The organism is Paenibacillus ottowii, assembly GCF_050516475.1.
Lineage (GTDB): Bacteria > Bacillota > Bacilli > Paenibacillales > Paenibacillaceae > Paenibacillus > Paenibacillus ottowii.
The window spans coordinates 1,548,818-1,574,083 of sequence record NZ_CP191577.1 but is presented as its reverse complement, the minus strand read 5'-3'; the positions used below and the strand labels follow the sequence as shown (position 1 = coordinate 1,574,083).

23 protein-coding genes and 1 pseudogene are annotated in these 25,266 nt (G+C 44.9%); 20 read left to right on the top strand and 4 right to left on the bottom strand.

Translation table 11 applies throughout. The features are described 5' to 3' along the window. The first annotated feature begins 341 nt into the window (after window positions 1–341). The 7 genes and pseudogenes from ACQQ6X_RS07345 to ACQQ6X_RS07315 all read left to right on the top strand — a co-directional run bounded on the left by ACQQ6X_RS07345 (window position 342) and on the right by ACQQ6X_RS07315 (window position 4,354). A pseudogene (locus ACQQ6X_RS07345) lies at window positions 342–1,226 on the top strand (methyltransferase domain-containing protein). 31 nt (window positions 1,227–1,257) lie between these two features. Then, entirely contained in the window at window positions 1,258–1,401 is a 144-nt protein-coding gene (locus ACQQ6X_RS07340; RefSeq protein ID WP_305164783.1) for a hypothetical protein, read from the top strand. Window positions 1,402–1,414: 13 nt separating this feature from the next. Next, complete coding sequence (locus ACQQ6X_RS07335) at window positions 1,415–1,807, top strand: hypothetical protein (RefSeq protein ID WP_430493539.1); 393 nt, start codon at window positions 1,415–1,417, stop codon at window positions 1,805–1,807. 239 nt (window positions 1,808–2,046) lie between these two features. Then, window positions 2,047–2,433: a DinB family protein gene (locus ACQQ6X_RS07330; RefSeq protein ID WP_305164781.1), complete on the top strand. Its 387-nt coding sequence runs from the start codon at window positions 2,047–2,049 to the stop codon at window positions 2,431–2,433. A gap of 68 nt (window positions 2,434–2,501) precedes the next feature. Beyond that, the gene (locus ACQQ6X_RS07325) at window positions 2,502–2,972 is read left to right on the top strand and encodes a class I SAM-dependent methyltransferase (RefSeq protein ID WP_305164780.1); all 471 of its coding nucleotides are present in this window, start codon (window positions 2,502–2,504) and stop codon (window positions 2,970–2,972) included. A 91-nt stretch (window positions 2,973–3,063) separates the two neighbouring features. Beyond that, entirely contained in the window at window positions 3,064–3,372 is a 309-nt protein-coding gene (locus tag ACQQ6X_RS07320; protein WP_326400107.1) for a hypothetical protein, read from the top strand. A 382-nt stretch (window positions 3,373–3,754) separates the two neighbouring features. Continuing rightward, window positions 3,755–4,354 (top strand): YdeI/OmpD-associated family protein, encoded by a 600-nt coding sequence (locus ACQQ6X_RS07315; protein WP_305164779.1) that lies wholly within the window; start codon window positions 3,755–3,757, stop codon window positions 4,352–4,354. An 89-nt stretch (window positions 4,355–4,443) separates the two neighbouring features. Here ACQQ6X_RS07315 and ACQQ6X_RS07310 read toward each other — a convergent pair whose 3' ends face one another. Together ACQQ6X_RS07310 and ACQQ6X_RS07305 are read right to left on the bottom strand one after the other, a co-directional pair. Then, window positions 4,444–5,307, bottom strand: coding sequence for a sulfurtransferase (locus ACQQ6X_RS07310; protein ID WP_305164778.1), 864 nt, complete (start codon window positions 5,305–5,307; stop codon window positions 4,444–4,446). A gap of 74 nt (window positions 5,308–5,381) precedes the next feature. Further along, window positions 5,382–6,326, bottom strand: coding sequence for a DMT family transporter (locus ACQQ6X_RS07305; RefSeq protein ID WP_305164777.1), 945 nt, complete (start codon window positions 6,324–6,326; stop codon window positions 5,382–5,384). A 231-nt stretch (window positions 6,327–6,557) separates the two neighbouring features. Between ACQQ6X_RS07305 and ACQQ6X_RS07300 the strand changes: the two genes are divergently transcribed. The 7 genes from ACQQ6X_RS07300 (at window position 6,558) to ACQQ6X_RS07270 (ending at window position 13,573) form a co-directional block, all read left to right on the top strand. Further along, the gene (locus ACQQ6X_RS07300) at window positions 6,558–7,463 is read left to right on the top strand and encodes a hypothetical protein (protein ID WP_305164776.1); all 906 of its coding nucleotides are present in this window, start codon (window positions 6,558–6,560) and stop codon (window positions 7,461–7,463) included. 212 nt (window positions 7,464–7,675) lie between these two features. Continuing rightward, entirely contained in the window at window positions 7,676–8,389 is a 714-nt protein-coding gene (gene dapD, locus ACQQ6X_RS07295) for a 2,3,4,5-tetrahydropyridine-2,6-dicarboxylate N-acetyltransferase (RefSeq protein WP_305164775.1), read from the top strand. Window positions 8,390–8,569: 180 nt separating this feature from the next. Then, window positions 8,570–9,706, top strand: a complete 1,137-nt coding sequence (locus ACQQ6X_RS07290) for an N-acetyldiaminopimelate deacetylase (RefSeq protein WP_305164774.1) — start codon at window positions 8,570–8,572, stop codon at window positions 9,704–9,706. Window positions 9,707–9,780: 74 nt separating this feature from the next. Further along, a complete protein-coding gene (locus ACQQ6X_RS07285; RefSeq protein WP_142613900.1) occupies window positions 9,781–10,890 on the top strand; it encodes an ABC transporter ATP-binding protein in 1,110 nt (369 codons plus the stop codon). Further along, a complete protein-coding gene (locus tag ACQQ6X_RS07280; RefSeq protein ID WP_305164773.1) occupies window positions 10,880–11,692 on the top strand; it encodes an ABC transporter permease in 813 nt (270 codons plus the stop codon). The genes ACQQ6X_RS07285 and ACQQ6X_RS07280 overlap by 11 nt, the downstream gene beginning before the upstream one ends. Then, window positions 11,682–12,503, top strand: a complete 822-nt coding sequence (locus ACQQ6X_RS07275; protein WP_305164772.1) for an ABC transporter permease — start codon at window positions 11,682–11,684, stop codon at window positions 12,501–12,503. Before ACQQ6X_RS07280 ends, ACQQ6X_RS07275 begins: the two co-directional genes overlap by 11 nt. Beyond that, entirely contained in the window at window positions 12,500–13,573 is a 1,074-nt protein-coding gene (locus ACQQ6X_RS07270; RefSeq protein WP_305164771.1) for an ABC transporter substrate-binding protein, read from the top strand. The genes ACQQ6X_RS07275 and ACQQ6X_RS07270 overlap by 4 nt, the downstream gene beginning before the upstream one ends. A gap of 440 nt (window positions 13,574–14,013) precedes the next feature. Here ACQQ6X_RS07270 and ACQQ6X_RS07265 read toward each other — a convergent pair whose 3' ends face one another. Next, on the bottom strand, window positions 14,014–15,177 hold the full coding sequence (locus ACQQ6X_RS07265) for an aminotransferase A (protein ID WP_305164770.1): 1,164 nt from the start codon (window positions 15,175–15,177) through the stop codon (window positions 14,014–14,016). Window positions 15,178–15,566: 389 nt separating this feature from the next. On the opposite strand from ACQQ6X_RS07265, the gene ACQQ6X_RS07260 reads away from it, so the two are divergent. The 4 genes from ACQQ6X_RS07260 (at window position 15,567) to ACQQ6X_RS07245 (ending at window position 18,974) form a co-directional block, all read left to right on the top strand. Continuing rightward, window positions 15,567–15,971: a VOC family protein gene (locus ACQQ6X_RS07260; RefSeq protein ID WP_305164769.1), complete on the top strand. Its 405-nt coding sequence runs from the start codon at window positions 15,567–15,569 to the stop codon at window positions 15,969–15,971. 108 nt (window positions 15,972–16,079) lie between these two features. Further along, the gene (locus tag ACQQ6X_RS07255; RefSeq protein WP_305164768.1) at window positions 16,080–16,610 is read left to right on the top strand and encodes a GNAT family N-acetyltransferase; all 531 of its coding nucleotides are present in this window, start codon (window positions 16,080–16,082) and stop codon (window positions 16,608–16,610) included. Between the two features lie 199 nt (window positions 16,611–16,809). After that, window positions 16,810–18,219, top strand: a complete 1,410-nt coding sequence (gene aspA / locus ACQQ6X_RS07250) for an aspartate ammonia-lyase (RefSeq protein WP_305164767.1) — start codon at window positions 16,810–16,812, stop codon at window positions 18,217–18,219. Between the two features lie 167 nt (window positions 18,220–18,386). Continuing rightward, window positions 18,387–18,974, top strand: coding sequence for a restriction endonuclease (locus ACQQ6X_RS07245; protein WP_305164766.1), 588 nt, complete (start codon window positions 18,387–18,389; stop codon window positions 18,972–18,974). Window positions 18,975–19,068: 94 nt separating this feature from the next. On the opposite strand, the gene ACQQ6X_RS07240 is transcribed toward ACQQ6X_RS07245, so the two are convergent. Further along, complete coding sequence (locus ACQQ6X_RS07240; RefSeq protein ID WP_305164765.1) at window positions 19,069–22,245, bottom strand: bifunctional cytochrome P450/NADPH--P450 reductase; 3,177 nt, start codon at window positions 22,243–22,245, stop codon at window positions 19,069–19,071. Between the two features lie 294 nt (window positions 22,246–22,539). On the opposite strand from ACQQ6X_RS07240, the gene ACQQ6X_RS07235 reads away from it, so the two are divergent. Both ACQQ6X_RS07235 and ACQQ6X_RS07230 read left to right on the top strand, forming a co-directional pair. Further along, a complete protein-coding gene (locus tag ACQQ6X_RS07235) occupies window positions 22,540–23,544 on the top strand; it encodes a BMP family lipoprotein (protein ID WP_305164764.1) in 1,005 nt (334 codons plus the stop codon). 27 nt (window positions 23,545–23,571) lie between these two features. Next, window positions 23,572–25,236 carry a methyl-accepting chemotaxis protein gene (locus ACQQ6X_RS07230; RefSeq protein WP_305164763.1) on the top strand — a complete coding sequence of 555 codons (1,665 nt, stop codon included), beginning with the start codon at window positions 23,572–23,574 and terminating at the stop codon, window positions 25,234–25,236. Window positions 25,237–25,266: the final 30 nt, after the last annotated feature.

The window sequence follows — 25,266 nt, the reverse complement described above, 5'->3', positions numbered from 1 at the left end:
CAGAATGAAATTTAAGCACAATATTTATCATGAAAAATTTCATCGACCAGTACTTCATAAATTATCGAATGAACAAACAGTTATCTTACTAAAGGTTGGATGGGGAGAAGAAATTCTCTCTTTTTTAACATACTTGATTTCAATTCAGAGAGAGAGGTTATGCACCTAACTAAATATTCATACTACTGACGTGCCGATCTTTTGTTGAAAGAAGTAAATCATTGATGAAGGTTTAATCAACTACCCCATGCCTAAGATGGGAATCTATCTAAGACTGAAGCGTTTCGTGAATGCAGAAATGTGAGCTGAAAATCGCCAAATGAAATAACAAGGGGGATTTTATGTCTGAATATTATTGGGATAATAAAATTATTACCTAAGAAATACCCGCTGGTTGTACTATAACGATGATTACTTGGAATTTCTTATACAAAAGGTTTGGAAGATAAATAAACCTGTAAAGATCGTAGATTATGGATGGGGTTTTGGATATTTGGGATTAAAGCTTCTTCCTTTGCTACCAAATGGATCAACGTATACTGGCATTGACAAGGGCAGGGAGTTAATAGATCAAGCCAAGGAAATATTTTCGAAACTCTCTTATAACACTGAATTTATAGGGTGTGATATTGAGAAAGCTGAATTAGAAAGAAAGTATGACATAGCAGTCAGTCATGCTTTTTTATTACATATGTCTAATCCAAAGAGCTTCTACAGAAGATGGTTGATTGTGTTCAGGATAATGGAATGGTTATCTGTTTTGAACCACACTGAATTGGTAATATGGCGAATTATTATCTAGATGGAATTGAACAAAGCAATGTCATTCGGTTAGGTATTCTACGGAATTATATGAGAGAGATCATAAGCGTACCGGGAAAGATGGAAATATAGGCATACAATTACCGATCATGATAAGCCAGTTAGGCTTATGCAATGTAGGATGTAGGGTTAGCGATAAGGTGAACTTTCTTGATCAAAACATGGACATGGAAAGTAAAAAAATGCTTTACAGTGCTTTGAGAGAAGAAGGCTTGGGGCAAGAACCTAATGGCGTTTCAGAAATGATCAACAATTTGTTGTCTAGAGGATTAAACGAAACGGAAGCTCAAAAACATTATGAAGCAGAAGCAATCTTTTCTAAAGAGTTCAGTGATGAATCCTGGTTAGTATATGCACCTAATATGAAGATTTCTTTTGGGACAGTACAGAGACTTTTAAAGTAGGGTGTATGAAAAAGACATTATGGGAGGTTATATGGGAACGGATATTTGGTTTTTTGTAGAGAAAAGACACTTCAGAGATGAATATGAACAAATTTATGGTACATGGAGAAAAATTAAAAAGAGTAAGGCAGAATTAAATGATACTGCTACTTGGGTAAGTGCTGATAAGTGTTAACCCTGATTACTATTTGTATCGTGAAGACAAGACTGCTAAATTGAAACCAAGTGATCCTTATGAATTTTATAGTGGGGAAAGAAACTATGATTTATTTAGTATTCTATCGAATACTAGGAATGATCATAATCTAAAGTTTGTATCTTTGCCAAGAGGTCTTCCTATGGATATTTCTCCTGAATTGAATGAAATTGCATACGATAATAAAGATGATTTTTATGACCACAGTTGGCTATTATTGAAGGATTTGATTAATTTTAAATGGGATGAAAATTATTATTGTGATCAATTTATGGAATATAGAAATATTATGGATACATGTTCGGGTTTCATCAATGAAACAATTCCAAAATTATCGAAATTAGGGGATACCGAAGATGTAAGAGTGATTTTCTGGTTTGGTTAGTACAGAACATTCATTTTATTTAGCTGGCTAATGATAGGGATTAGAAGATGGGGCTTCTTATAATGTGAATTCAACTGCGTCACCTGACAGAGTCAAGGGTTGCTAGAAGGTATCTCGAAAAAGGAATTTCAGTAGAAAAAATTGTAATTTAAAAAAAAGGGTGTAGAAACCATGAATGAGAAGTCGCAGTTACTAGGGAGTTCAAGGAATGGATATGTTTTGTTTCTGAGATTCGCGAAATGGATTGGCAAATAAAGATTGCCGAAGATAAATGGTCAGTTCACGATATCGTAAGTCATATATTGCTGTGGGATAAATACTTTTATGAAGCAGCCATAAATCCGATATTAAACAATACGCCTTTGACATTAACGCATTTTGATTTTGGTCAATTTAATCAGGACGCTGTTGAATTTGGAAAAACAAAAACGAAGGAAGAATTAATTGAAATGACTATTCAGTACCGTAACATGATATTGCAGAGTATAGAGAGTTTGGAAGATGATAAGCTTACTAAAGAATATGCTGACGGGGAGTTTACTGTAATATCATATTTAAAAGATTTTATCTGGCATGATCAACATCATATAAGACAGATTGATGAGCTTAAAAGAAGAGCTAAGTGAGTATTTAAAAAAAGGATAATGCACATCATATTTTGGTTCCTGAAGCTGGATGTAGGAGAAATACCAAGATGTTCTCTTCTTATTTTCAGGTTGATGGAATTGAGATATCTAGTTCAGCTGTAGATCTAGCAAAAGAATGGGATTCAAAAACGAATTTCATTCAAGAATCGGTGTTAGAGTTTCGTACAAGCAAAAGGTATGACGGCATATATTGTTATGATTTATTACATTTATTTTTGTTAAAAGACCGAAAAAAACTGATACAGAATTGTGTGATGCATTTAAAGGAACAGGGGGTGATGTATTTTACGTGTTTTTCTGATTGCGATTTTAATAATGGTGTGGGTAGGAAAGTTGAGGAAGGAACATATGAATACAAGAAAGGGAAATGTGCTCACTTCTTTACTGAAGAAAATTTAATTGAACATTTTAATGATTTGAATATATTAGAAACTGGTTCCATAAGAGAATATCTGACACATGCAGAAAAACAACAAGAATATGAATTAAGATATATAGTTGTTCAAAAGATTGGATAGCTATTTAGGGGAAGTAATTTAGCAGACACATCCTAACACTTAACTGCCGCATGTGGTAGCCGGACTGTTTGTCCTAAAGCGCTGGGACATCGTGAATACAGAATCGTTATATGTAATTGGAAGCGAAGGGAATAATAAAATGAGAATGCAAGACAAACCGATAGTAAGTATTATAGGCTTGGGATTATTTAGCCTGTCACTAGTGGTGCATATTTATTTTAAATCAATAAGAACAATGGATGATGTAGGGATGGGTATATTGTTGTCTCTAGTAAATGCCATATTCCTAGTCTTTCCATTGCTATGGGGAGTATTGGGTGCGGTAGAATTCTCAAGAATAATGAGTTGGAGTGAGAAAATAAAAAAAAAGAGAAGTGAACAAAGAAGTAGATTTAGATAAATACAAGAAAAAAATTAAAATATATCTATGCATAAACGTAATTTATTTATTGTTAGTTATGTGTCAATTGGGATATGTAATTTATAGATGGGATGAGGTGAACGTGTAATAAATATAGCGATGTAACGGCTATTCTTTGAAGGACTATACTCGTATAATAAAAATAAATGCTGCCGGCTTTGGCCTTTTAGTTACAAGAAAAGGTAGATAGAGAAGCGAATTCTGCTGACAATCCTGTAGGGAAGTCTATTTGGACCCGGCCACGATGCTTTCTTAGAGAAGGTTATATCGTGATTTCTTCTATATTTAGTATCGAAAATTGATTTTCTGTAAATATATATACATAAACATTATGAGTAAATTATAAGGGGGGGGAGCTAACATGACAAATAGAGAGGAAATGAATCCTAAAGTTGATGCATATTTAGATAAAGTGAAAAAATGGCAGGCGGAAATGGAGAAGTTGAGAGCGATTATGCTCGATTGTCAGCTCATTGAAGAATTGAAGTGGGGTAAACCATGCTACATGTTTCAGAATAGTAACATAGCTATAATACAGGGATTTAAAGAACACTGTGCGCTTATGTTTTTCAAAGGTGCTTTGTTAAAAGACCCCAATGATATTCTAATCAAACCTGGGGAGGACACGCAGGCGGGGCGTCAGATTCGGTTCACGAATGTTGAAGAAATCGTGGAGATGGAAACCGTCTTGAAAGCCTATATTAATGAAGCCATTGAAGTGGAAAAAGCCGGTTTAAAAGTGGATTTTAAAAAGAATACAGAACTCATATTTCCTGAAGAATTTCAAGCTAAATTAGATGAAAATCCTGCCTTGAAAGCTGCTTTTGCTGCATTGACACCGGGACGACAAAGAGCATACGTTATGCATTTTACTGCGCCCAAACAATCTAAAACTCGGGAGTCGAGGATTGAAAAATGTATGCAGGACATTCTCGCTGGAAAGGGATTAAATGATCGTTAAACTCGATGAGAACCAAACACACTACCATGAGCCTAATCGCTTAAAGTAGTGTGTTTGGTTTTTAGACCTGTATATATGTTAAAAATGGATTATTCGTCCCCGGTCGCCACTGGATTTTCCTCATAGCTGATCCAATCGCTCCAGCTTCCCGGATAGAGTCTCACCTTACTAAATCCTGCCTCATTCAAGGCCAGAACATTCGGGCAGGCGGATACGCCTGATCCGCAATATACGATGATCTCAGCGTTCTGATCAAGGTCTGAGAAATGCTGTTTCAACTGCTCTGCATTTTTAAATGTACCCTTTTCGTCCAAGACCTCTTTCCAGAAGAAATTCACCGCACCAGGGATATGCCCCGCGGTTTGATCTATAGGTTCTTCGAGTCCCAGGTAGCGCGGCCGCTCTCTAGAGTCGACCAATATAGGTGAAAAACCGATATGGGAGTCATCAGGAACAGAATCTTTGGATATACGTTGTACTTCTTGCATACTTGTGAGCATTTGAGGCTGAACATTTGCCACAAAGGTGGAGGGAATGCGAATCGGCTGATCTGCCGTAACGGGAAACTTCGCTTCCTTCCAGGCACTGTAGCCTTCCTCCAGCACATATACCTGCTCATGTCCGAGGTAGCGCAGTAGCCACCAGAAGCGGGAGGCCATCATCCCCCCTTGGTCATCGTAAGCAACGATGCGCGAAGCGGAGTTGATCCCGGCACGGCTCAGACGTGCAGCAAGCATATCCACATTAGGTAATGGATGGCGACCACCATGCTCTCCTAGAGGAGCGGTAAGGTCTTCCTCCAAATCGAAGTGAATCGCCCCTGGGATATGGTCTTCATTAAATTCGTTCCGTCCAGCTCCAGCTTGTCCGAGCAGGGAACGGCAGTCGGCAATGATTATGTCGGGCTCATACAATCGGGCCAGCAGCCAGCGTTTGGATACGATGGATTTCATAGAAGATTCCGCCTTCCTTTATTTAGCAGTAAATTTAATCCATTGAGTATGGTTTATGAAAATGGGGTAATAAGCTAAGAGCTAACCTTCAGGGGGGGCTCATTGTCAGGTATTTCACTTTGGTGGACAACTTGCTTTTTAAAGTCCGTTCCGTAGCGGATAAAAACCCATACGCCGAACAGAATGAAAAAGCCTGCACCAAATTGCAAGGTAGACAGCCTTTCCCCAAGCAGCACCCAAGCCAGCAGGGAAGAAATAACGGGCTCACCGAGTACTGCCATCGACACCGCGGTGGCGTTAATGTATTTGAGCAGCCAGTTAAACAGGTAATGTCCGAACAGCGTAGGCACAATGGCAAGCAGCAGGAACAGTCCCCATTCCCGGGGCGCATATCCAGTAAAAGGTATAGCATTGACCACATTATACAGCGCAAGCGATGTGGCTGCGATGATAAAAACCCAAAAATTATACACAAAAGCGCTCAAATGCTCGCGTAGATGCTTGCCCATTAGCATATGGATGGACACAGCTACCATACCCAAGAAGGACAGAGCGTCCCCGAGCAGGGCTTGTCCTGAGGCCTGAAAATCTCCCGCGCCGATGGCCAGTGAGCCGACAAAAGCCATACCCATTCCGAAGAGCATAGCGCGATTTGTGCCTGTCCGGAAAAACAAAAAAGAACCGAGCATGACAAGGATCGGTTCCAATGTCATAATAACAGTAGAGCTTGCAACGGTGGTGAGTCGTAGCGAGCCCATCCACAGCAAGAAATGCAGCCCTAGCGCGATACCGGACCAGAGGATCATCATCCACTGCTTGCGAGTGAGGCTGAATAGCTCGGTACGGTATTTCCAGACCAATGGTAGCATAAGCAGATTGGTCAGGTATAAACGGTACATAGCGATGACGGACACCTCGGCTTCAGACCATCTGACGAAGATCGAGGAGAACGAAATAGCGATAATACCTATGATGTACAATAATTCAAAGGAAAAAGACGGTTTGTGTGCTTGATTCATGTGGCAGCTCCATCCGTAGGTAAGAAAATAAATACGTAAATGTTCCTTCTAACGGTATCTCGAAAATGAGGTTTAATACAGCCCATTATACCGTACCTGGCATCCCCATGGTATTAGGATTTTGCAAAATCCTGAGAATATCATGAACGGGAGTAAGAGGAAGGTTTTAAATGAGACGCTGCATGGAACTTTTGCCACAAAAGCTCGTCTATCAAAGTGGAGGTGGATTTTATGAAAAAACATAACACATTTTCAATCTTACTACTGACTGTCGTGGCAGTGCTGGCTCTGTCAGCCTGTGGCACGAAACCGCAAACCAACAACAACACACCTCAAGGAGCTAACCAACCGCAAACGCAACAGCCGCAAGCCACACCAGAGCAGGTCGCTGAGCCGCAGGTTAAAAAAGGCACAGGTGTATACAACGGAGCTGCTGACCCGCATACGGTAGAGATTGAGATCAATGGCGAAGCCCAATCCTTCCAATTGGGGGAGGGACTGGATACGGTAATTGCTGGACTTAAGGAAGGCGATCCAGTAGCGTTTGAATATAACGAAAAAGCAGTAGAGGGCGACGCGACAGCGAAGCAACTAACTTTAACGAAAATTCAAAAGACAGAGGCTGCAACAGATGGCAATCCAAACGGAAGTTCTGGTCAACAAGTAGGCGGGGAACGCGCAAAAACTCAAACTTTTGAGCTTAACCTTGAAGGGAATAAGGAAAAGCAGACTGCCACTTTGGCAAAGGGAGCGGGCTATTCGCTGTATGTGTTTGATCCGATGTCTCTGTTTCCCGATCAAAACCGTGTCGCTTTGGCGGTAGATGATAACTACTATGCCGAAATTACGAAGCTGCCCTCCGACTTTAATCTGGATGAGCTTCAAAAAGAAGGCGAAAAGGACCTTGCTTCCATAGGCAAGGTGCAAAAGCTGGACAAAGCAGCCGTGCCTCAAGCGCTGACCAGTAGCCGCCTGTTCTTGCAAGCGAACAGCTCGAAAATCACACGACAATATATTGTTGTGGAAAATACTACGGGCGCTTTTAGCGTGAAAGTGAACATTCCACAAGGGGAACCTGCGGAAGGATTTGAGTCCTTCATTTATACATCGCTGGAGAGCCTGCAAGCTAATAAATAAGCCTGATTTCAAGTCAGACAGTCACTAGCTGATAATCATGAATTTAAGGCACTCAAACGACCGAGACTTGTTATTATAGGTACTAGGTTAGCACTCTGAAGGTCTAATCTGTAATTGCGAGACCTGCACTTTTGTGCTATAAAGGATGAGAGAATAAGATCATTCCGGCTTGCGAAGTCGTATGAAGCGATGAAGGAGTTGTTAGATTTACTATGTCCATCGAAATGAATACACAAGAAGTCATCAACGTGATTAAAAACAGCAAGAAAAAGACGCCTGTTAAAGTATATGTAAAAGGAGCTTTGGCTTCCGCATCTTTTGGCGAGAATGTTCAAGCTTTTATTTCCGGAGACAGCGGTGTGGTATTTGGTGATTGGGCTGATATCAAGCCGGTACTGGATACCGTAAACGCAAAAGAAGAAGATTATGTGGTGGAAAATGACCGCCGTAACTCCGCTGTTCCTATGCTGGATCTGAAAGGCATCAATGCACGCATTGAGCCAGGCGCCTATATTCGCGATATGGTGGGCATCGGTAACAACGCCGTCATTATGATGGGCGCAGTAATTAACATCGGCGTTACGATTGGTGAAGGCACCATGATTGATATGAATGCTGTACTTGGCGGTCGTGTTAAGGTAGGCAACATGTGCCACATCGGTGCAGGCGTTGTCCTTGCTGGTGTCATTGAGCCACCGTCCGCACAGCCTGTTATCGTAGAAGACGAAGTATTGATCGGTGCGAACTCAGTTGTACTGGAAGGCGTACGCATTGGTAAAGGTGCAGTTGTTGCAGCCGGAGCGGTTGTAACTGAAGATGTGCCTCCATACTCTGTAGTAGCTGGTACACCTGCACGTGTAATCAAGCAGGTCGATGACAAGACTAAATCCAAAACTGAGATTCTGAAAGAACTGCGCGTTCTGTAAGAAAGCAAAGTTTTTTATGTACCAAAGGTGAACGATTCCTTGTCAGGAGCATGATGCACTGACAGCATAACTTAGGGACGAAGCACAACGGACAAGGCTCGGCGGCTGCGCCGGGCTTTTGTCCTTTTGTTCTTTTGCCAGCTAAGAACGGATGAGCTATAAAAGGAGGCGTAGCAGCAAATGAGTACGGTCGATTATCGTTCTTTTGTTCAAATACGAAGAGATTTGCATCAAATTCCCGAACCTGGGTTTGAGGAATATAAAACACAACGATATTTGCTGGACTACTTGGAAACGCTCCCTCAGGAGCGAATGAAGATTCGTACATGGCGAACGGGGGTGCTAGTATTTATTCACGGAACGGCTCCTAAACGCCGCTATGGATATCGTTGTGATATGGATGGCCTACCGATTGAAGAAGAGACGGGATACGATTTTCGTTCGACTCATCCTGGCTACATGCATGCATGTGGACACGATTTACATATGACAATTGGTTTGGGAATTGTGACTCACTTTGCAAGCCATCCAATCAAGGATGATCTGATCGTGTTGTTTCAACCAGCTGAGGAAGGGCCTGGTGGAGCCCTGCCTATGCGGGACAGCATAGAACTGTCTGACTGGATACCGGATGAAATTGTCGCATTGCATGTTGCTCCTGAATATCCTGTGGGCACCATCGCCACTCGCCCGGGTATCTTATTTGCCAATACGTCGGAGCTTTTCATCGACCTCAAGGGTACGGGCGGGCATGCTGCTTACCCGCACAAGGCGAATGATATGGTGGTAGCTGCTTGTCAGCTGGTAGGGCAACTACAGACGGTTGTAGCTCGTAATGTGAATCCACTGGATGCAGCGGTCATTACGGTTGGCAAGGTTAGCGGCGGCACGAAGCAAAATATTATCGCGGAAACCGCTCGTTTGGAAGGTACGATCCGCACGTTGTCTGCTGATACGATGACACTGGTTAAATCGCGGATTGAAGCGCTGGTGCGCGGTGTGGAAGCTGGATTTGAATGTCAAGCAGAGATTCATTATGGCTCCAATTATTTGCAAGTGTACAATGAGGCCAAGGTGACTGAGGAATTCATGAACTGGGTCAGGAATCGGCAGGATGTGCAGCTTGTTGAATGTGGAGAGGCGATGACCGGAGAAGACTTCGGGTATTTTCTGGAACGAATTCCGGGCCTGATGTTCTGGCTTGGTGTGGATACGCCTTATGGCTTGCACCATGCCAAGCTGGAGCCTGCGGAGGAAGCGATCGAAGTAGCCATCCGTGTGCTGACAGACTATTTTACATGGAAGTCTCAAGGGTAAATGATACGCCCTGAGTAATTTTGTTTAATGAACAGAATGAATTGAATGAAGTCGAATTTTTGAAGGAGGGTGTTATGGGAGAGCAAACCATCATCCGATTTGAACGGGTGACCAAACAATATGACAACGATCCCCCGGTGCTGGCGGATGTCAGCTTTGAGATTGAGCGTGGTAAATTTTATACACTGCTAGGTCCTTCCGGCTGCGGTAAAACGACGATTCTGCGTATGATTGCGGGCTTTGCAGAGCCGACAGAGGGCTCAATTTATTTGAATGGAAAACTCATTAATCGTGTTCCAGCTAATGAGCGGCAGGTCAATACGGTTTTTCAGGATTATGCATTATTTCCACATCTGAATGTGTTTGAAAATGTAGCCTTTGGTCTGCGGATCAAAAAGATGAACAAAAAGGACATCCAAGAGAAGGTGACACAGGCGTTGTCCTTTGTCAATCTGGAAGGCTATGGTGAACGGGAAATTTCCGAGATGTCGGGGGGACAGCGTCAGCGTGTAGCCATTGCACGGGCTATCGTCAATGAGCCTGACGTTCTTTTATTGGATGAACCGCTGTCTGCACTGGATTTAAAGCTGCGGACAGAGATGCAGTATATTTTGCGTGAGATGCAGCAGCGTCTTGGAATCACTTTTATATTCGTTACGCATGATCAGGAGGAAGCGCTGGCCATGTCAGACGAAATTTTTGTCATGAACAAAGGCAAGATCGAGCAAAGTGGTACGCCAAATGATATCTATGATGAGCCGATTAATCGGTTTGTAGCTGATTTTATCGGCGAATCAAATATTGTTCCTGGACGTATGATCGCGGATTACCAAGTGGAGTTTAACGGTCGACAGTTTGAATGTGTCGACGGAGGGTTGCGTCCGAACGAACCGATTGAAATTGTGATCCGGCCAGAGGACTTGGAGATTACTAGTGTTGCTGAAGGCAAGCTGCGTGTTAAGGTGGATACCCAATTGTTCCGTGGAGTTCACTATGAAATAAGCTGCTATGATGATTCAGGACAGGAATGGCTGGTGCATTCTACCAAAAAGGCGGAACTTGGCAGTGAAATCGGTCTGAAATTTGACCCGGAAGCTATTCATGTCATGCGGTTTGGGGAAACAGAGGAAGAATTTGATCGGCGTCTGGAAGCCTATGAAGAGGTGGAGCAGCATGTCCGGTAATACAAGAGCAGCGTATCTGCTGCCTTACTATTTATGGATTGTGCTGTTCGTGGCAGCTCCAGTAGTCCTTGTATTTTACTATTCACTATTTGATGTGGATGGTCATTTCACATTCAGCAACTACGCTCAGTTTTTGACGCCTGTTTATTTAAGCATGACGCTTAGCTCATTTTGGTATGCATTTCTGATTACTGTATGTTCACTGCTGGTGGCCTATCCGGCGGCATATTTGCTCACTCGCACCAAGCATAAGCAGTTGTGGCTGCTGCTCATTATTTTGCCGACCTGGATTAACCTGCTGCTCAAAACGTATGCTTTTATCGGCATATTCGGAACTTATGGTCCGGTGAATGCGGTGTTAGGCATGGTTGGGTTGGGTGGTCAGCAAATTTTGTTTACCAGCTCCAGCTTTGTGTTTGTATCTGTGTATATATTTGTGCCTTTTATGATTTTGCCCATCTATAATGCGTTGGAGGGTTTGAATCCTTCGCTGCTGGATGCAGCCCGTGATTTGGGAGCCTCCAAATGGACTGCGTTTCGCAGGGTTGTTTTCCCGTTAACACTTTCAGGTGTGCGGTCCGGTTGTATGGCTGTGTTTATTCCGGCGTTGTCACTGTTTATGATTACCCGTCTGATTGCAGGTAACCGTGTGATTACGCTGGGGACGGCGATAGAGCAGCATTTTCTAGTTACGCAGGACTGGGGTATGGGCTCTACTGTTGCTGTGTTTCTGATTTTGGCGATGGCCATCATTATGCTGCTCACCTCGGGAACGAAACGGAGGGTGCGGCATGGTAAATAAAAACCGGTTTGGAAATGTTTATTTGGTGCTTGTTTTTCTCGTGTTGTATGCGCCTATTTTGTATTTGATGTACTATTCCTTCAACAGCGGTGGGACCATGCACGAGTTTGAAGGCTTTACATTTCAATATTACAAAGAGGTGTTTGAGGACACTCGCCTGATCATTATTGTTATTAACACCTTGGTCATTGCTTTGCTCTCATCTGCGTTGGCTACGATTATTGGTATCATGGGTGCGCTGGCTATTCATCAGATGCAGAACCGCCGAGTCAAAAATACGCTGCTGTCGCTCAACAATGTACTGATCGTGAACCCGGACGTTATTATCGGCGCTTCCTTCCTCATTTTGTTCACGATGGTTGGGATTAAGCTGGGTTTTTACTCTGTTTTGTTATCCCATATTGCGTTTAGTGTGCCGATTGCGGTCATTATGATTTTGCCGCGGCTTCAGGAAATGAGTCCATCTCTGGTCGATGCTGCACGTGATTTGGGTGCCAGCCGGCTGGACGTATTGACCAAGGTGATTTTACCCTTTATCAAGCCAGGAATTTATGCGGGCTTTTTTATGGCGTTAACGTACTCGCTGGATGATTTTGCGGTGACCTTTTTTGTGACAGGAAGTGGCTATTCGACCTTATCGGTGGAAATATACTCACGAGCCCGTCAAGGGGTTTCCTTGTCGATCAATGCGCTGTCCACGCTCATTTTCCTGTTTACTGTGCTGCTCGTGGTGGGTTACTACTTTATTATGCGCAAGGCGAATCGTAATGGTAAAAAAGAGCCTGCGGCGGAAATGGGGGTGCCTAGATGAAGTCGCTTGTGCGCGTGTTTCTGTCCATTTTCATTATCTCGTTCGGCCTGATGGGCGTGGCAGCGTGGCTGAATTCCAGCCAAGGCTACTCCGGTGGGAACACACTGACGGTGTACAACTGGGGAGACTACATTGATCCGGAGCTGCTGGCACGGTTTCAGAAGGAGACGGGAATTACCGTTATTTATCAGACTTTTGATTCTAATGAGGCGATGTTGACGAAAATCGAGCAGGGAGGAACTTCGTTTGATGTGGCGGTTCCCTCGGAATACGCTTTGGCTAAAATGAAGCAGGAACATCTGTTGCTCCCGCTGGACCACAGCAAGCTGCCGAATCTGAAGCATGTAGATTCTCATTATCTAAACCTTTCGTTTGACCCCAATAACCAATATTCGGTTCCTTATTTTTGGGGTACAGTCGGGATCGTGTATAACCCGGAGCTGACGAAAGGTATTGATTTTCATAGCTGGGATGGCCTGTGGGACCCGAAGCTGCGTAATAACCTGTTGCTGGTTGATGGTGCTAGGGAGATTATGGGCATGTCGCTGAACAGTCTCCACTATTCCTTGAATGATACAAACCAGGCGCATTTGCAGCAAGCTTTGACGAAGCTGGAGAAGCTAGCACCTAATGTCAAGGCTGTGGTTGGCGACGAGATTAAAATGCTGTTGGCCAACGAGGAAGCTGCTGCTGGGGTTGTATGGTCTGGTGATGCGTCCGAAATCATGGATCAGAACGATAAGCTGGATTATATCGTGCCAGATGAAGGGTCCAACCTGTGGTTTGACAATATAGTTATTCCAAAAACGGCTACTCATGTGGATGCGGCCCATAAGTTCATTAATTTCATGTTACAGCCCGATGTAGCCGCTCAGAATGCTGAATTTGTAGGTTACTCCACGCCAAACAAGGATGCAAAGAAATTGCTGCCTGAAGATATCTCTGGCGATGAGCGCTTCTATCCTCCATCTGAAATTACAGATAAGCTGGAAGTATACGATAACCTGGGCAAGCGAATGCTCGCTCACTATAACGAATTGTTCCTGCAATTCAAAATGCATTTAAAATAGGAGAGTGGCGTGTGGATCAGGTTCGCGCTTTAAAGGTCGCTGCGGAGGCGGATGGTGCTTACCATCGCTGTTAAATTCCGATTTTTATGATTACCGCATAAAGGTGAAAATCGGAATTTAAAGGCGACCGCTTCGCTTGTCCAGCACCATTCCGCCCCCTTCGCTGCGCCGTGCTTAAAGCAACATACCTATGAATCCCATGCCGACGGTGTGAGGGAGTAGGAAGATCGAACAGGCCCTAGAACCAACCGTGTGGTGGTTCTAGGGCCTGTTTTTTTACCCACCGGGTGATACGGTGGGTATTTTTTTACCCTGCGTCTCCCACATATGTTAGCGGAATGAGGGACTTTAAGGCGGGCAGTGAGCGAAGCAGGCCATTTGAATCTGGAGAAGCGGCAGCGTTCGGAAGATCAAATGGCCTGCGTAGCGCCTCTCCCACCTTAACTCCTCACCATTCCTCTAACAAACCTCTCTATTTTATCCAACCCTTGCTCTAGCACATCCTGTCCATAAGCGTAAGATAAGCGAATGTAACCTTCACCATAGGAAGAAAAGGCATCTCCCGGCACGACGGCCACGCCTTGCTCTTCCAGCAGCTTCAAGGTGAAGTCCATCGAGCTTAATCCAAAATGGGCGATGGAAGGGAAAAGATAGAAGGCTCCCTCAGGCTTCTCCAATGGAATTCCCATGTCCGTCAGCCTTCTGTGTACATAGTCGCGACGTTTGCGGTACTCCTCACCCATCGGAAGTGCATCATCCACCCCGACGGTCAGGGCTTCCAGTGCTGCATATTGGCTAATTGAGCTAGCGCAGGTCACGTTGTACTGATGCACTTTGACCATGTGCTGTGTAATCTCGGCTGGTGCAAGTGTAAAACCAATACGCCATCCCGTCATAGAATGTGATTTGGACAGGCCGTTAATAACGATGGTACGCTCCCGCATGCCTGGAAGAGTTGCAATAGATACGTGCGATGTATCGTAAATCAGTTCACTGTATATTTCATCCGAGATGATAAACAAATCGCGTTCCTTGAGCAAATCCGCAACTGCTTGCAGTTCTTTGCGGCTCATCACTCGTCCGGTTGGATTCGAAGGATACCCAAGAATGACTGCCTTTGTCCGCTCGGTCAGATACGGTTTCAGCACCTCTACCGTTAGCTTAAAGCCGCTGTTACGGGTGTCCGCCAACACAGGAATGCCGCCTGACAAACGGATTAATGGCTCATATCCTGGATAGATGGGTACAGGTAGAATAACCTCGTCTCCAGGTGACAAAATCGTGCGGAGAGTAATATCCAGGGCTTCACTGGCTCCGTTCGTCACGATAACCTCATCCAGTCCACGGTAATTCAGACCGTATTTACGGGCTACAAACGCTGCCGCAGCTTCTCGTAATTCCGGCAGTCCCGGATTAGGTGTATAAGTGGTCCGGCCTTCATCAATCGCCCGATGGGCTGCCTCCATAATATGCGCAGGGGTAGGGAAATCCGGCTGTCCGATCGTTAATGACAAAGTTCCGGGTAATGCGGCAACTTTATTGGCGATTTTGCGAATGCCGCTGATTTGAATATTTTTGACCTGGTCGTTAAGCAAATGCTCCATAGCGTGTGTGCCACCTTTTTCTGTATTAGAACAAGTTTACAATAATATGATCGGATTATGCTACGGCAAGAAGAATTCATTTTTACATAATTAAGGTACTAAATTGGCTAATTTGTGGTATCTTAAATATAGGATATGTTTGTAAGCGTAATCATAGCTAAATTGGGGAGGGGGACAGCTTCTATATCCAAGAGTGGATGACCAAGTGATTCAGGATGGAGAAACATTTGAGGCCATTTTGGCGTACAAGCCTATTCTTGGTGAGGCTAGGGGAAAGGTAAGGGTTGTTAGTTCAATTATAAATGTCAGATTGATTGACTTTATAAGATAGTTAAGTTATCTTTTGTGGGGAAGTCGTATGATAAAATAGAAGGAAGAGGTGAAGCATCGTGGGAGTAACCGCTAAACAAATCTTTGTGAATTTACCAGTTAAAAACTTGCAACGCTCCATTGATTTTTTCACTACAATTGGATTTGAATTCAACGATCAATTCACTGATGAACATGCAACCTGCATGGTTGTTAGTGAGCATATTTTTGTCATGCTATTGGTTGAAGAACGTTTTAAAGCGTTCACTACAAAGGGAATTTCAGATGCCACGAAAAGCACAGAAGCGATTGTTGCTCTTTCGGTCGAGAGCCGAGAAAAGGTGGACGAGATCGTTCACAAAGCTTTGGAAGCAGGTGGCAAGCCCTCAAATGAGCCTCAAGATCATGGTTTTATGTATGGATGGAGCTTTCAAGATTTGGACGGTCACCTGTGGGAATTCTTTTATATGGCTGAGCAGCAATAGAAGCAAGAGTGATAAAGTAAATGATGTTATCATGGAAAGTAAGCTATCCTACAAAAGATAGTTTATTTTCTTTCTTGCGTGTTTTTCATCTTATCGGGAGGAACTGCAATGTCTAATGAAATAAGAGTCTACCCTGTTCAAGTGATTAGCGAAAAACTGTCAGATTCACTTAGCCGGCTATTGATCGACGTGGTTGCTGATGGTGCATCTATAGGCTTCTTACCGCCACTGGGGTATCAGGAAGCAGCAGCATATTGGAACAGTGTGCTTGAGGACGGTGTAGTTCTGTGGATTGCCGAGAAGGACGAAGTACCTGTTGGGACGGTTCAGCTTCAATTAGCACAAAAAGCAAACGCTACACATCGTGCGGAAATTGCAAAACTTATGGTGCATCCGTCCGGACGCAGGCTTGGGATCGCACGCCAGTTGATGAAGGCAGCCGAAGAAGAGGCAATGCGTCGGAATAGAACCTTACTGGTGCTGGATACGCGGGTAGGAGATCCTTCTAATAGATTATACGAGTCGATCGGGTTTGTGGAAGCTGGTGTTATACCGGGCTATGCTCAATCAGCTGATGGTCAACTGCATGCCACTCGATATTATTATAAGCCATTAAATCCGTATTCCAGTCATAGCTGAGCATTTACCGAATAACCGTGGTATATACGGGTAATCATAACTTGTCAAAGAGTTACATAACCTTTTTCCGCGTTTATTCGACTGGTAAAGTACGGGAATCGGAACGTATAATGAAGAGGAGATCCGAAAAGGTCTTTTTATGTCATTTGACTGTACTGAATTGAAGAATGTAGCAAATACAGCGGAGGAATCAAAGAATATGAGGCTGGAGCATGATTTTTTAGGAACCAAGGAAGTGCCGTCAGATGCCTATTACGGTGTACAAACTTTAAGGGCAAAAGAGAATTTTCCAATCACAGGCCAACGATTGCATCCTGAGTTGATTAAAGCCATGGCAATCGTAAAAAAAGGAGCAGCGACGGTAAACATGGAACTAACCCGTTTGCATCGCTCCAAGGCAGAGGCCATTATTCAGGCTGCTGACGAGATCATTCAAGGACAGTTGCATGATCATTTTATCGTCGATCCGATCCAGGGCGGCGCAGGCACGTCCATTAATATGAATACAAATGAAGTGATTGCGAACCGGGCACTAGAACTGATCGGCAAGCAGCGAGGAGACTATCAGGAGATCAGTCCTAATAATCACGTTAATATGGCGCAATCAACAAACGATGCTTTTCCTACGGCCGTACACTTGGCTGTATTAAGTATGATTGACAAGCTGTTAGCCACCATGAGCGAGCTTCAGGAAGCATTTTCCCGCAAGGCCATTGAGTTTGATAGTGTGATTAAAATGGGTAGAACCCACTTGCAGGATGCAGTGCCAATCCGACTAGGACAGGAGTTTCAGGCTTATGCGCGCGTACTGGGCCGTGACATCGGACGCGTCCGTGCAACCAAAGATCACCTGCTAACCATTAATATGGGTGCAACTGCGGTGGGTACGGGCTTGAACGCAGACCGCCGTTATATTCAGCGTGTCGCTGAGGTACTGACAGAGGTTAGTGGCTTTCCTCTGGAAGCAGATGAACATCTCGTAGATGCCACACAAAATACGGATGCCTATACCGAAGTGTCTGCTGCCTTGAAAATATGCATGATGAATATGTCTAAGGTGGCCAATGACATCCGCTTGATGGCTTCAGGACCTCGCGCTGGTCTAGGAGAATTGAGTCTGCCTGCTCGTCAGCCAGGATCATCCATTATGCCGGGCAAGGTAAATCCGGTGATGTGTGAGGTCATTAACCAAATTGCCTTTCAGGTCATTGGTAATGACCATACGATTTGCCTGGCTTCGGAGGCGGGTCAACTGGAACTGAACGTGATGGAGCCTGTACTTGTCTACAATCTGCTGCAATCGCTGGAAATTATGAAGCAGGGCTTCAATGTCTTCCGCATTCATTGCGTGGAAGGAATTGAAGCAAATGTGGAGCGGTGCCGTGAATATGTGGAGAACAGTGTAGGTATTATTACAGCCCTCAATCCGCATCTCGGATATGAGGTCGTGTCACGCATTGCCCGCGAAGCAATTACGACTGGCAAATCGGTACGTGAGCTGTGTCTGCTGTATAATGTACTAACCGAGGAAGAATTGGATATTATATTGGACCCGTACCAGATGACTCAGCCTGGGATTGCCGGAGAATCTTTGCTGAATCGCGAATAATATTGCAGAGTTTAGAATGCTGGCAACTTTGAGATAAAATGAAGGCAGCCCCGTCGAATTCGGCGGGGTTACTTTTGTGTAAAACTGTATCTGTGTGATAGGTGGTAACGGTAACTCTACTAAGGAATACACCGTATGCACGCCTGCTGTAGAAAAGGGGAAGAAGAATGCTGCTGGAGCAAATATCGGCATATAAGGAATTAGGAATAGGACTCATTGTATTACTATTATTACTTGTGCTCATCATCAGGGGAATGATGCGTGGTCGCCGGAATCGGATTTTACGAGAGCTTGACCCACGCAAAATCGGAATTCAGGATATTGATCGTATGGAGGATGGCTCGGAATTTGAGCTTTACTTGCAGCGTTTGTTATCCGCACTTGGCTATAAGGACATTTATAAAACGACCAGCAGTCGGGATTTTGGAGCGGATCTGGTATTTACAGACCGTGAAGGCGCCAGAGTCGTGATTCAAGCCAAGCGTTACGCTGTACAACATCCGGTCGGATTGGGCGCAGTGCAGGAAATTTACACCTCTATGCGTTATTATGCGGCCGACAAGTCTGTTGTTATCACCTCCGGTCGTTATACGGAATCCTGTAAAACACTTGCAGCTGTCAACGGAGTTAAATTATTGGACCGCAGTGACCTGGAAGACATGATAGATTTGTTCAAATCAAAGCGCCGGGAGGAGGTTATGGATGTAATAGAAAGTAGGGCAGAGGTGGTTGCTTCCAAATGGAGTAGAAAATAATTATAAAAGGGACTGAACTACTGGGGGCGAGCTTGAAGGCCAGTAATCAGTCCCTTTTATTTTTGAATATGATGCTGCTCTTATACTGGCATCATCAGATGCCTGTCCAGACATCCTTGGCATAGCGTTGTTCCTGTTGGAGACGATCCAACCATTGCTGTGCTTCTTCTTTACTGGTATGATGTGCTTCCGCATAAGCTGCACATAGGGTGTTTTCTACATCAGGAGCCATGCGGCTGCCATCACCACATACATACAGGTGAGCCCCTTCATCAAGCAAGTGAATCAGAGTGTCTGCATCTTCCTTCATGACATGCTGTACGTATCTTTTGGGTTGATCCGGCAGACGTGAAAAGGCTGTATGAAGCGTCACGATTCCTTCCTGCTCCCAGGCTTGCAACTCTTGCTTGTACAGATAGTCAAGCTTTGGATTACGGCAACCAAAGTATAGATGAGCCTCGCCGAGCTGTTCTCCTCTCTCCTTAAGTACATGGCGTGTTTGGAGAAAGCCGCGGAATGGTGCCACCCCGGTACCCGGACCGACCATGATGACAGGCACGGTCGGGTCTTCCGGCAAACGGAAGCCCGACTGAGGCTTACGCACAAAAATAACAATGGGATCATCTGGTTGGAGCTGTGCCAAATAATTGGAGGCCATTCCTAGGTATTCACCCTGTCCGCTACGGGCTGGTCCACGCACGACGCCCACGGTTATACTCGCTGAATGCTCCGATTCAAGCGGAGAACTGGAGATGGAGTAGTATCTAGGCTTGAGTGGGGGTAACAGCGAGATAAAGTTTTCAAATGGCAGCTCGCAGGCTGGATACTTTTCCAGAATATTCAGCATTGTGACGCGCTTCTGTCGTATTTCTTGATCAAAGGCAGTATCCTCCAGCAAAGCTTCGATTTCTTTCTTGTGCGGTGGACACACTGTAAAGGATGCCAGCTGCCGTAGCTGGGCTCTTGTCGCCGGTTCTTGCAGTTCCACACTGAGAGTGAGCAAATCTTCTACGCTGACAGGTCGATCTAAGGGGAGATGTGCCGCATCCCGGTCACTGCCTCTCAATACGATGTAGTCTTGATCCTGTAAATGAAATCGTTGCATCACCCTATTCACCAGTGAAGCGGGATTACGCGGCAAAACACCAAGATGATCACCCTCGCGATAGGATAATTCGGTTGGTAGTTTGATCTCCAGATGTCGTGTACTGCGTTCACTTTCAGCAGCAAGCAGTTCACGATTCACTGTAACAACGGCAGTAGCTGCCTCATAATTGGCCGCCAGAGGAGCGCTAAGTACGCCGCTTACAAACTCTATGCTCAGACTGTTGGTGTCCTGTGGCTCTGTATCACTGTGCTCTATCCCGAAAGCATTCAGCAATTCCGGCCATAAGCCGTGGTTCCAGACTTCCCAGTCCTTCTCGAAGTCACCACTGGCATCGCCCTCACCCCGATCATACAGTCGCTTTGCCCCTTTGGCAGCCATTAGATCATCGATCTTTCTTGGAATGCGCTGATATGTGCTGGCCCAATTACGATCGCCGCAACCAAAGACAGCGTACCTTACGCCTGCCAATTGTCCCTCGCCCGCCTGCTCTAACCATTTTACAAAGGCATCCGCATTATCCGGCGGATGTCCGTTATAAGATGCGGTTGTAATAAGTACCACGCCTTCTTTTGGCAAATTCTCCACACAATCATTGAGAGTTGCTATGCTACTGTTAAAACCCCAATTCCGACCTGAATCGGCCAGTTCACCTGCAAGTCCCTCAGCTGTACCCAGATTCGAGCCGTACAAAGACAGCAAAGAGGTACCATGCTTTTCAGCATGAGGGGCTGCAACTTTTTGTTCTTCTTGTTCATGAAGTTCTTGAGCAGCTCCTGGCAGCATGATGGCAGTCTGTGGGCTGCGTGGACGTACTTGAATGGTGAAGCCTTCTGGCTTGAGCGTAAGCGTTTCTTTGACTTTCAACTCATAATGAGTATGATCAATCAGCTCAAAATGTTTTAGTACCATCCCCAGCACAAGGATGGCTTCCTGTAGGGCAAACTGTTGTCCAATACAGGCCCGTTGACCGTTGCCAAACGGTTTGTAGGCATCCTGCGGAATGGCGGATGGGTCCTCGAAGCGTTCCGGTCGAAAGTCCTCAACATCTTTGCCCCAAGCCTTGGTATCACGGTGCAGTTTCGGGATGAGTACATTGACGCTGTCCCCTTTTTTAAGTGGGTAGGTTCCGTCGAGCAGCGTGTCTTCTTTGGCATAGAGAGAGAAGGCGGGCGCTGTCGGCCACAGTCGCAAAGCTTCATTCAGTATCATCCTTATGTACTTGAGTTCACGAACCTGAGTATAGGAAGGCAACGAATCGGTGAGCACGCGATCTACTTCCTCATAAGCCTTGGTTAGCGTCCGCGGATTTTTAAGCAAATAGTAAATGGCAAAGGATAAAAGCCCACTGGTCGTTTCATGACCGGCGATGAGAAAGGTGATGATCTGATAACGGATATTTTCATCATCCAGCGTTTCACCGGTTTCCGGGTCCTTGCCCTCCAGCATACGTGCCAGTAAATCCTCTTCCCCTTGGTTGCCCGTGGTTTTGCGTTCTTGAATAATACTGTCCACCAGAGAGAACATCGTTTCGATGTCGTGTTTAAACTGCTTTTTCTTCGATAACATCAGCTTGTTTTGCAAATTGAGGCGTTGGAGCTGTCCCATCGCTTCATCCAGTGCGCGTGTCATACTGGTCACGAACGGATGGGGCTGATCACGGTAAAAGCTGTTAAAACGATAATTAAAGCCGCATAATCCGATGGTATCCAAAGTCAGCCGGGTCATATCTTCCGGTACCTCTACACTTTCATCGGGATTGAGTCGCGACCATTTTTGTACCAGCTGAACAGCAAGATCAAGCATCATATTGTGGTAACCCTTCATGGCCCGCTGACTGAAGCTTGGCAGCAATATTTGGTGGGCCTTGCGCCAGTTTGGTTCCTCAGTCCAGCTTGTGAATAGTCCGTCTCCGGCAAAAGCTCGTACTTTTTGTAATGGAGCCCACACTTGTTTGTCAAAACGGGACTCATCACAAGCATCTGCGACCAGCTTATGGCCGGAAATATAAATGTTCGTTCCTTCAGGCAGATCCATGCGAAAAATGGGACCGTACTCATTAGCAAGCTTAACCAAAGACTGGACAGGGGCATGTGTATCGATCAAGGGTAGATTACCTAAGGGACCATAAGTTTTAGGTTGTGGAATTAAATGGGTTGAAGTCATTTTAAATGTTGCTCCTTTCGAATAGAACTAGAGTGATAGTTTCGGTTTTAAAGTACCTAGGTTTTTCAATGGAAATTACACTTTAATCTTTCGAGATAAACGGAAATAAATGAATTTAGACAGTTCGTATAATAAAAACAGTGCAAAATGTATATTTTTTTACATAATATAAAAACCTCTCACTTATCACACTTCTATTAACAATGAATTTACAGAAACTCTTATGAAAAAATATGCTTTTATAACCGATATAAAGATGTTGGGAATTTCCAAATTAGGATGAGGTGATAAGTCATGAAAAAGCAAGTCGTATTATTAACTTTTAGGTGGATTCCCATGGCTATAATCTTTGCATTATTGCTAAGCGCATGTGGGCAATCGGCCGCACAAACCAAGTCCCAGCCCATTAAAGTGGGGATCGTACTGTCAGATATCGGTCTGGGTGACCAATCTTATAGTGACGCTGCTTTTCGAGGTTTGGTCAAGGCGCGGGATGAAGGGAAGATTGTTTTTGAATACCGGGAAATCACGGAGACCAAGACGTATGATGCAGCTTTTGAGCAGCTTGCCCAAGAAAAAGCTGATTTAATCATTGGACTGGGTTATATGGTGAAGGATAGTTTGGAATCTACTGCCAAAAAGTACCCGGATCGTAAATTTTTAATCGTGGATGAGAAGTCGGATTTACCGAATGTGGCCTCTATTTCATTTAAAGCAGAAGAGGGAAGTTTTATGGCTGGGGTCGTTGCCGGTTTGACGAGTCGCACCGAGCAGGTGGGTTTTCTCGGAGGAGCGGAATCGCCTCTATTAAAAAAGTTTGAAGTTGGGTATCGCGCAGGGGTGCAATCGGTCAAGCCGAATGCCAAAGTTACGGCAACGTATGCGGGAGATTTTGGCAAGCCGGAGCTGGGGACAAAAATTGCGGATGACATGATTAATCAGGATCAGATTGATGTCATTTTTGCAGCAGCAGGACTAACCGGTGTAGGTGCATTACAGGAAGCGCAGAAGCAGCAGAAATTCGCCATCGGAGTCGATAGCGATCAGTTTTTTATTGCCGAAAAAGCGGTAGTAACCTCGATGATTAAAAATGTAGACAGTGCAATTTATACAGTCGTCAAAGGTTTTGCAGAGCATCAAAGAACATTTACGGAGAAGGACATGGTGTTTGGGCTTGCGGAAAATGGTATAGGTTTGGCGCCTATTCGTATCGTGACACTGAAGCCAGAGCAGCAAAAGGTGATGGACGATTTAATGGAAAAAATCAAATCCGGCACACTTACTGTACCTACCCAATAAATGTTCGATAACGGAGGATGAATGCTGATGAAACTGCAAGGAAAACTGGTGCTAAACGCGATGATTTCCCTGATCGCTTGCCTGACTTTGGTAGCTTATATTATTTTTGAATTATTACGTATTAACGCTCAGAGCAGTAATCTTGTTCCAGCCATGTTGAATGTACAGCAGCTCAATGCCTATCTGATTCAGTCGGGGCAGGCGCTGCAAAATTATTCTACTTCGATGACAGAGAGCAACAAAGCCGATGTGCAAAATCAGCTGTCTCAGTCTGAAAAGACGATTGCTTTGCTTTCACAGGGCATGATGCAGACCGAAGCGCAGCAAAAACGATTGGATACGATTAAAACAAAATTCAGCCAATTGAAAGCAGCAACGGAAAAAGCGATGAGTGCTCAAAACAGCCCGGAATCCAAACGAGAGGCCATGCGTGCCCAGGGGATTCAGAACGATGTATTTATGCTGGATCTATTGACCAAGGCGCGTTACGACCAATACACAGAAGAGTTGACCAAGAGTATTCGTTTTACTTGGCAATTGGCCTTGGCAGGTGCAGTTCTACTTCTGGTGGCCGTTGGGCTATACAATACATATACCTCCAGGCAGCTTGCGCTGAGAACCCGCAAGTTAACGGAGGCAGCGAAGCAAATTGCTGAAGGAAATTTAACCGTCCAACTCGTTCAAACCAAGGGGCGCGATGAGCTGGACGAACTTAATGAATCGTTCCGTATTATGATCGGGAATTTGCGCAGCATTGTACTCTCCATTGATCAGGCGGGTAATCGTGTCGATCTGATGGCTCGGGATATTGATCAGCACAATGAGGCCATGAAGGAGATTGTGACACAAGTCAGCACATCAACAGAGGAACTTGCGATAGGTAGTCAGAAAATTGCTGAGGACCTTTCGTCCACGGTTGGCGTTGTAGATGAGATGCAGCAGAAGTTTGAATCCAATCTGCTGGAGACTACGCAATCCACCGCGTATAGTGAGGATGCTTTGCGTGTCATTGAGCAGGGGACGCGTGTCATGACGGACCAAATGCGAATTGTTGCGGAGAATCGTTCAGCAATGTCCGAAGTGGAGCAAACCGTTAGAGAGCTGGAATCTAATGCAGCCGAGATCACGACGATGACCGGTTATGTATCTGAAATTGCCAGCCAGACGTCGCTCTTGTCCTTGAATGCTTCGATTGAGGCTGCACGTGCAGGTGAAGCGGGAAAAGGCTTTGCTGTGGTTGCCAATGAAGTGAAAAAGCTGGCGAATCAATCTGAATCTGCTGTAAAGAAAATTTATACCGCTGTTGAGGGCATCACGCAGGCTATGGATAAGGTGAAGACCTCTGTGGCGCAAAGTCAGGAGCTGTTCCGCGAGCAGGAGAAGGCGACCTCCTCCACCGGAGAATCATTTAGAGAGATTAGTGGCAAAGTGGAGCAAATTGCCGGCCAAATCAGCAAGTTATCCTTGGACATGAATGTATCGAGAGAACTGAGTGTCCAAGTGCAGCAAGCTATCGAAAATATTAGCGCAATCACCCAGCAGTCCGCCGCAGGCAGTGAAGAGATTACGGCTTCCACGGTGGAGCAGAAGCGTTCCTTCGAGGAATCGGCTGAGAAGGTAAAGGAGCTTCGTCAGATTCGCGAGGAAATGCAGCGAGAGCTGGATCGTTTTCAGGTGGAAAAGACGAGCTAACACTGTAATATGGATATCTATGCTGCTGAA

Coding starts and splice junctions, on each gene's coding strand:
- ACQQ6X_RS07340 (WP_305164783.1), top strand. CDS start 1,258: ATGGGAACGGATATTTGGTTTTTTGTAGAGAAAAGACACTTCAGAGAT.
- ACQQ6X_RS07330 (WP_305164781.1), top strand. CDS start 2,047: ATGGATTGGCAAATAAAGATTGCCGAAGATAAATGGTCAGTTCACGAT.
- ACQQ6X_RS07325 (WP_305164780.1), top strand. CDS start 2,502: ATGTTCTCTTCTTATTTTCAGGTTGATGGAATTGAGATATCTAGTTCA.
- ACQQ6X_RS07315 (WP_305164779.1), top strand. CDS start 3,755: ATGACAAATAGAGAGGAAATGAATCCTAAAGTTGATGCATATTTAGAT.
- ACQQ6X_RS07310 (WP_305164778.1), bottom strand. CDS start 5,307: ATGAAATCCATCGTATCCAAACGCTGGCTGCTGGCCCGATTGTATGAG.
- ACQQ6X_RS07305 (WP_305164777.1), bottom strand. CDS start 6,326: ATGAATCAAGCACACAAACCGTCTTTTTCCTTTGAATTATTGTACATC.
- ACQQ6X_RS07300 (WP_305164776.1), top strand. CDS start 6,558: ATGAAAAAACATAACACATTTTCAATCTTACTACTGACTGTCGTGGCA.
- dapD (WP_305164775.1), top strand. CDS start 7,676: ATGTCCATCGAAATGAATACACAAGAAGTCATCAACGTGATTAAAAAC.
- ACQQ6X_RS07290 (WP_305164774.1), top strand. CDS start 8,570: ATGAGTACGGTCGATTATCGTTCTTTTGTTCAAATACGAAGAGATTTG.
- ACQQ6X_RS07285 (WP_142613900.1), top strand. CDS start 9,781: ATGGGAGAGCAAACCATCATCCGATTTGAACGGGTGACCAAACAATAT.
- ACQQ6X_RS07280 (WP_305164773.1), top strand. CDS start 10,880: ATGTCCGGTAATACAAGAGCAGCGTATCTGCTGCCTTACTATTTATGG.
- ACQQ6X_RS07275 (WP_305164772.1), top strand. CDS start 11,682: ATGGTAAATAAAAACCGGTTTGGAAATGTTTATTTGGTGCTTGTTTTT.
- ACQQ6X_RS07270 (WP_305164771.1), top strand. CDS start 12,500: ATGAAGTCGCTTGTGCGCGTGTTTCTGTCCATTTTCATTATCTCGTTC.
- ACQQ6X_RS07265 (WP_305164770.1), bottom strand. CDS start 15,177: ATGGAGCATTTGCTTAACGACCAGGTCAAAAATATTCAAATCAGCGGC.
- ACQQ6X_RS07255 (WP_305164768.1), top strand. CDS start 16,080: ATGTCTAATGAAATAAGAGTCTACCCTGTTCAAGTGATTAGCGAAAAA.
- aspA (WP_305164767.1), top strand. CDS start 16,810: ATGAGGCTGGAGCATGATTTTTTAGGAACCAAGGAAGTGCCGTCAGAT.
- ACQQ6X_RS07245 (WP_305164766.1), top strand. CDS start 18,387: ATGCTGCTGGAGCAAATATCGGCATATAAGGAATTAGGAATAGGACTC.
- ACQQ6X_RS07240 (WP_305164765.1), bottom strand. CDS start 22,245: ATGACTTCAACCCATTTAATTCCACAACCTAAAACTTATGGTCCCTTA.
- ACQQ6X_RS07235 (WP_305164764.1), top strand. CDS start 22,540: ATGAAAAAGCAAGTCGTATTATTAACTTTTAGGTGGATTCCCATGGCT.
- ACQQ6X_RS07230 (WP_305164763.1), top strand. CDS start 23,572: ATGAAACTGCAAGGAAAACTGGTGCTAAACGCGATGATTTCCCTGATC.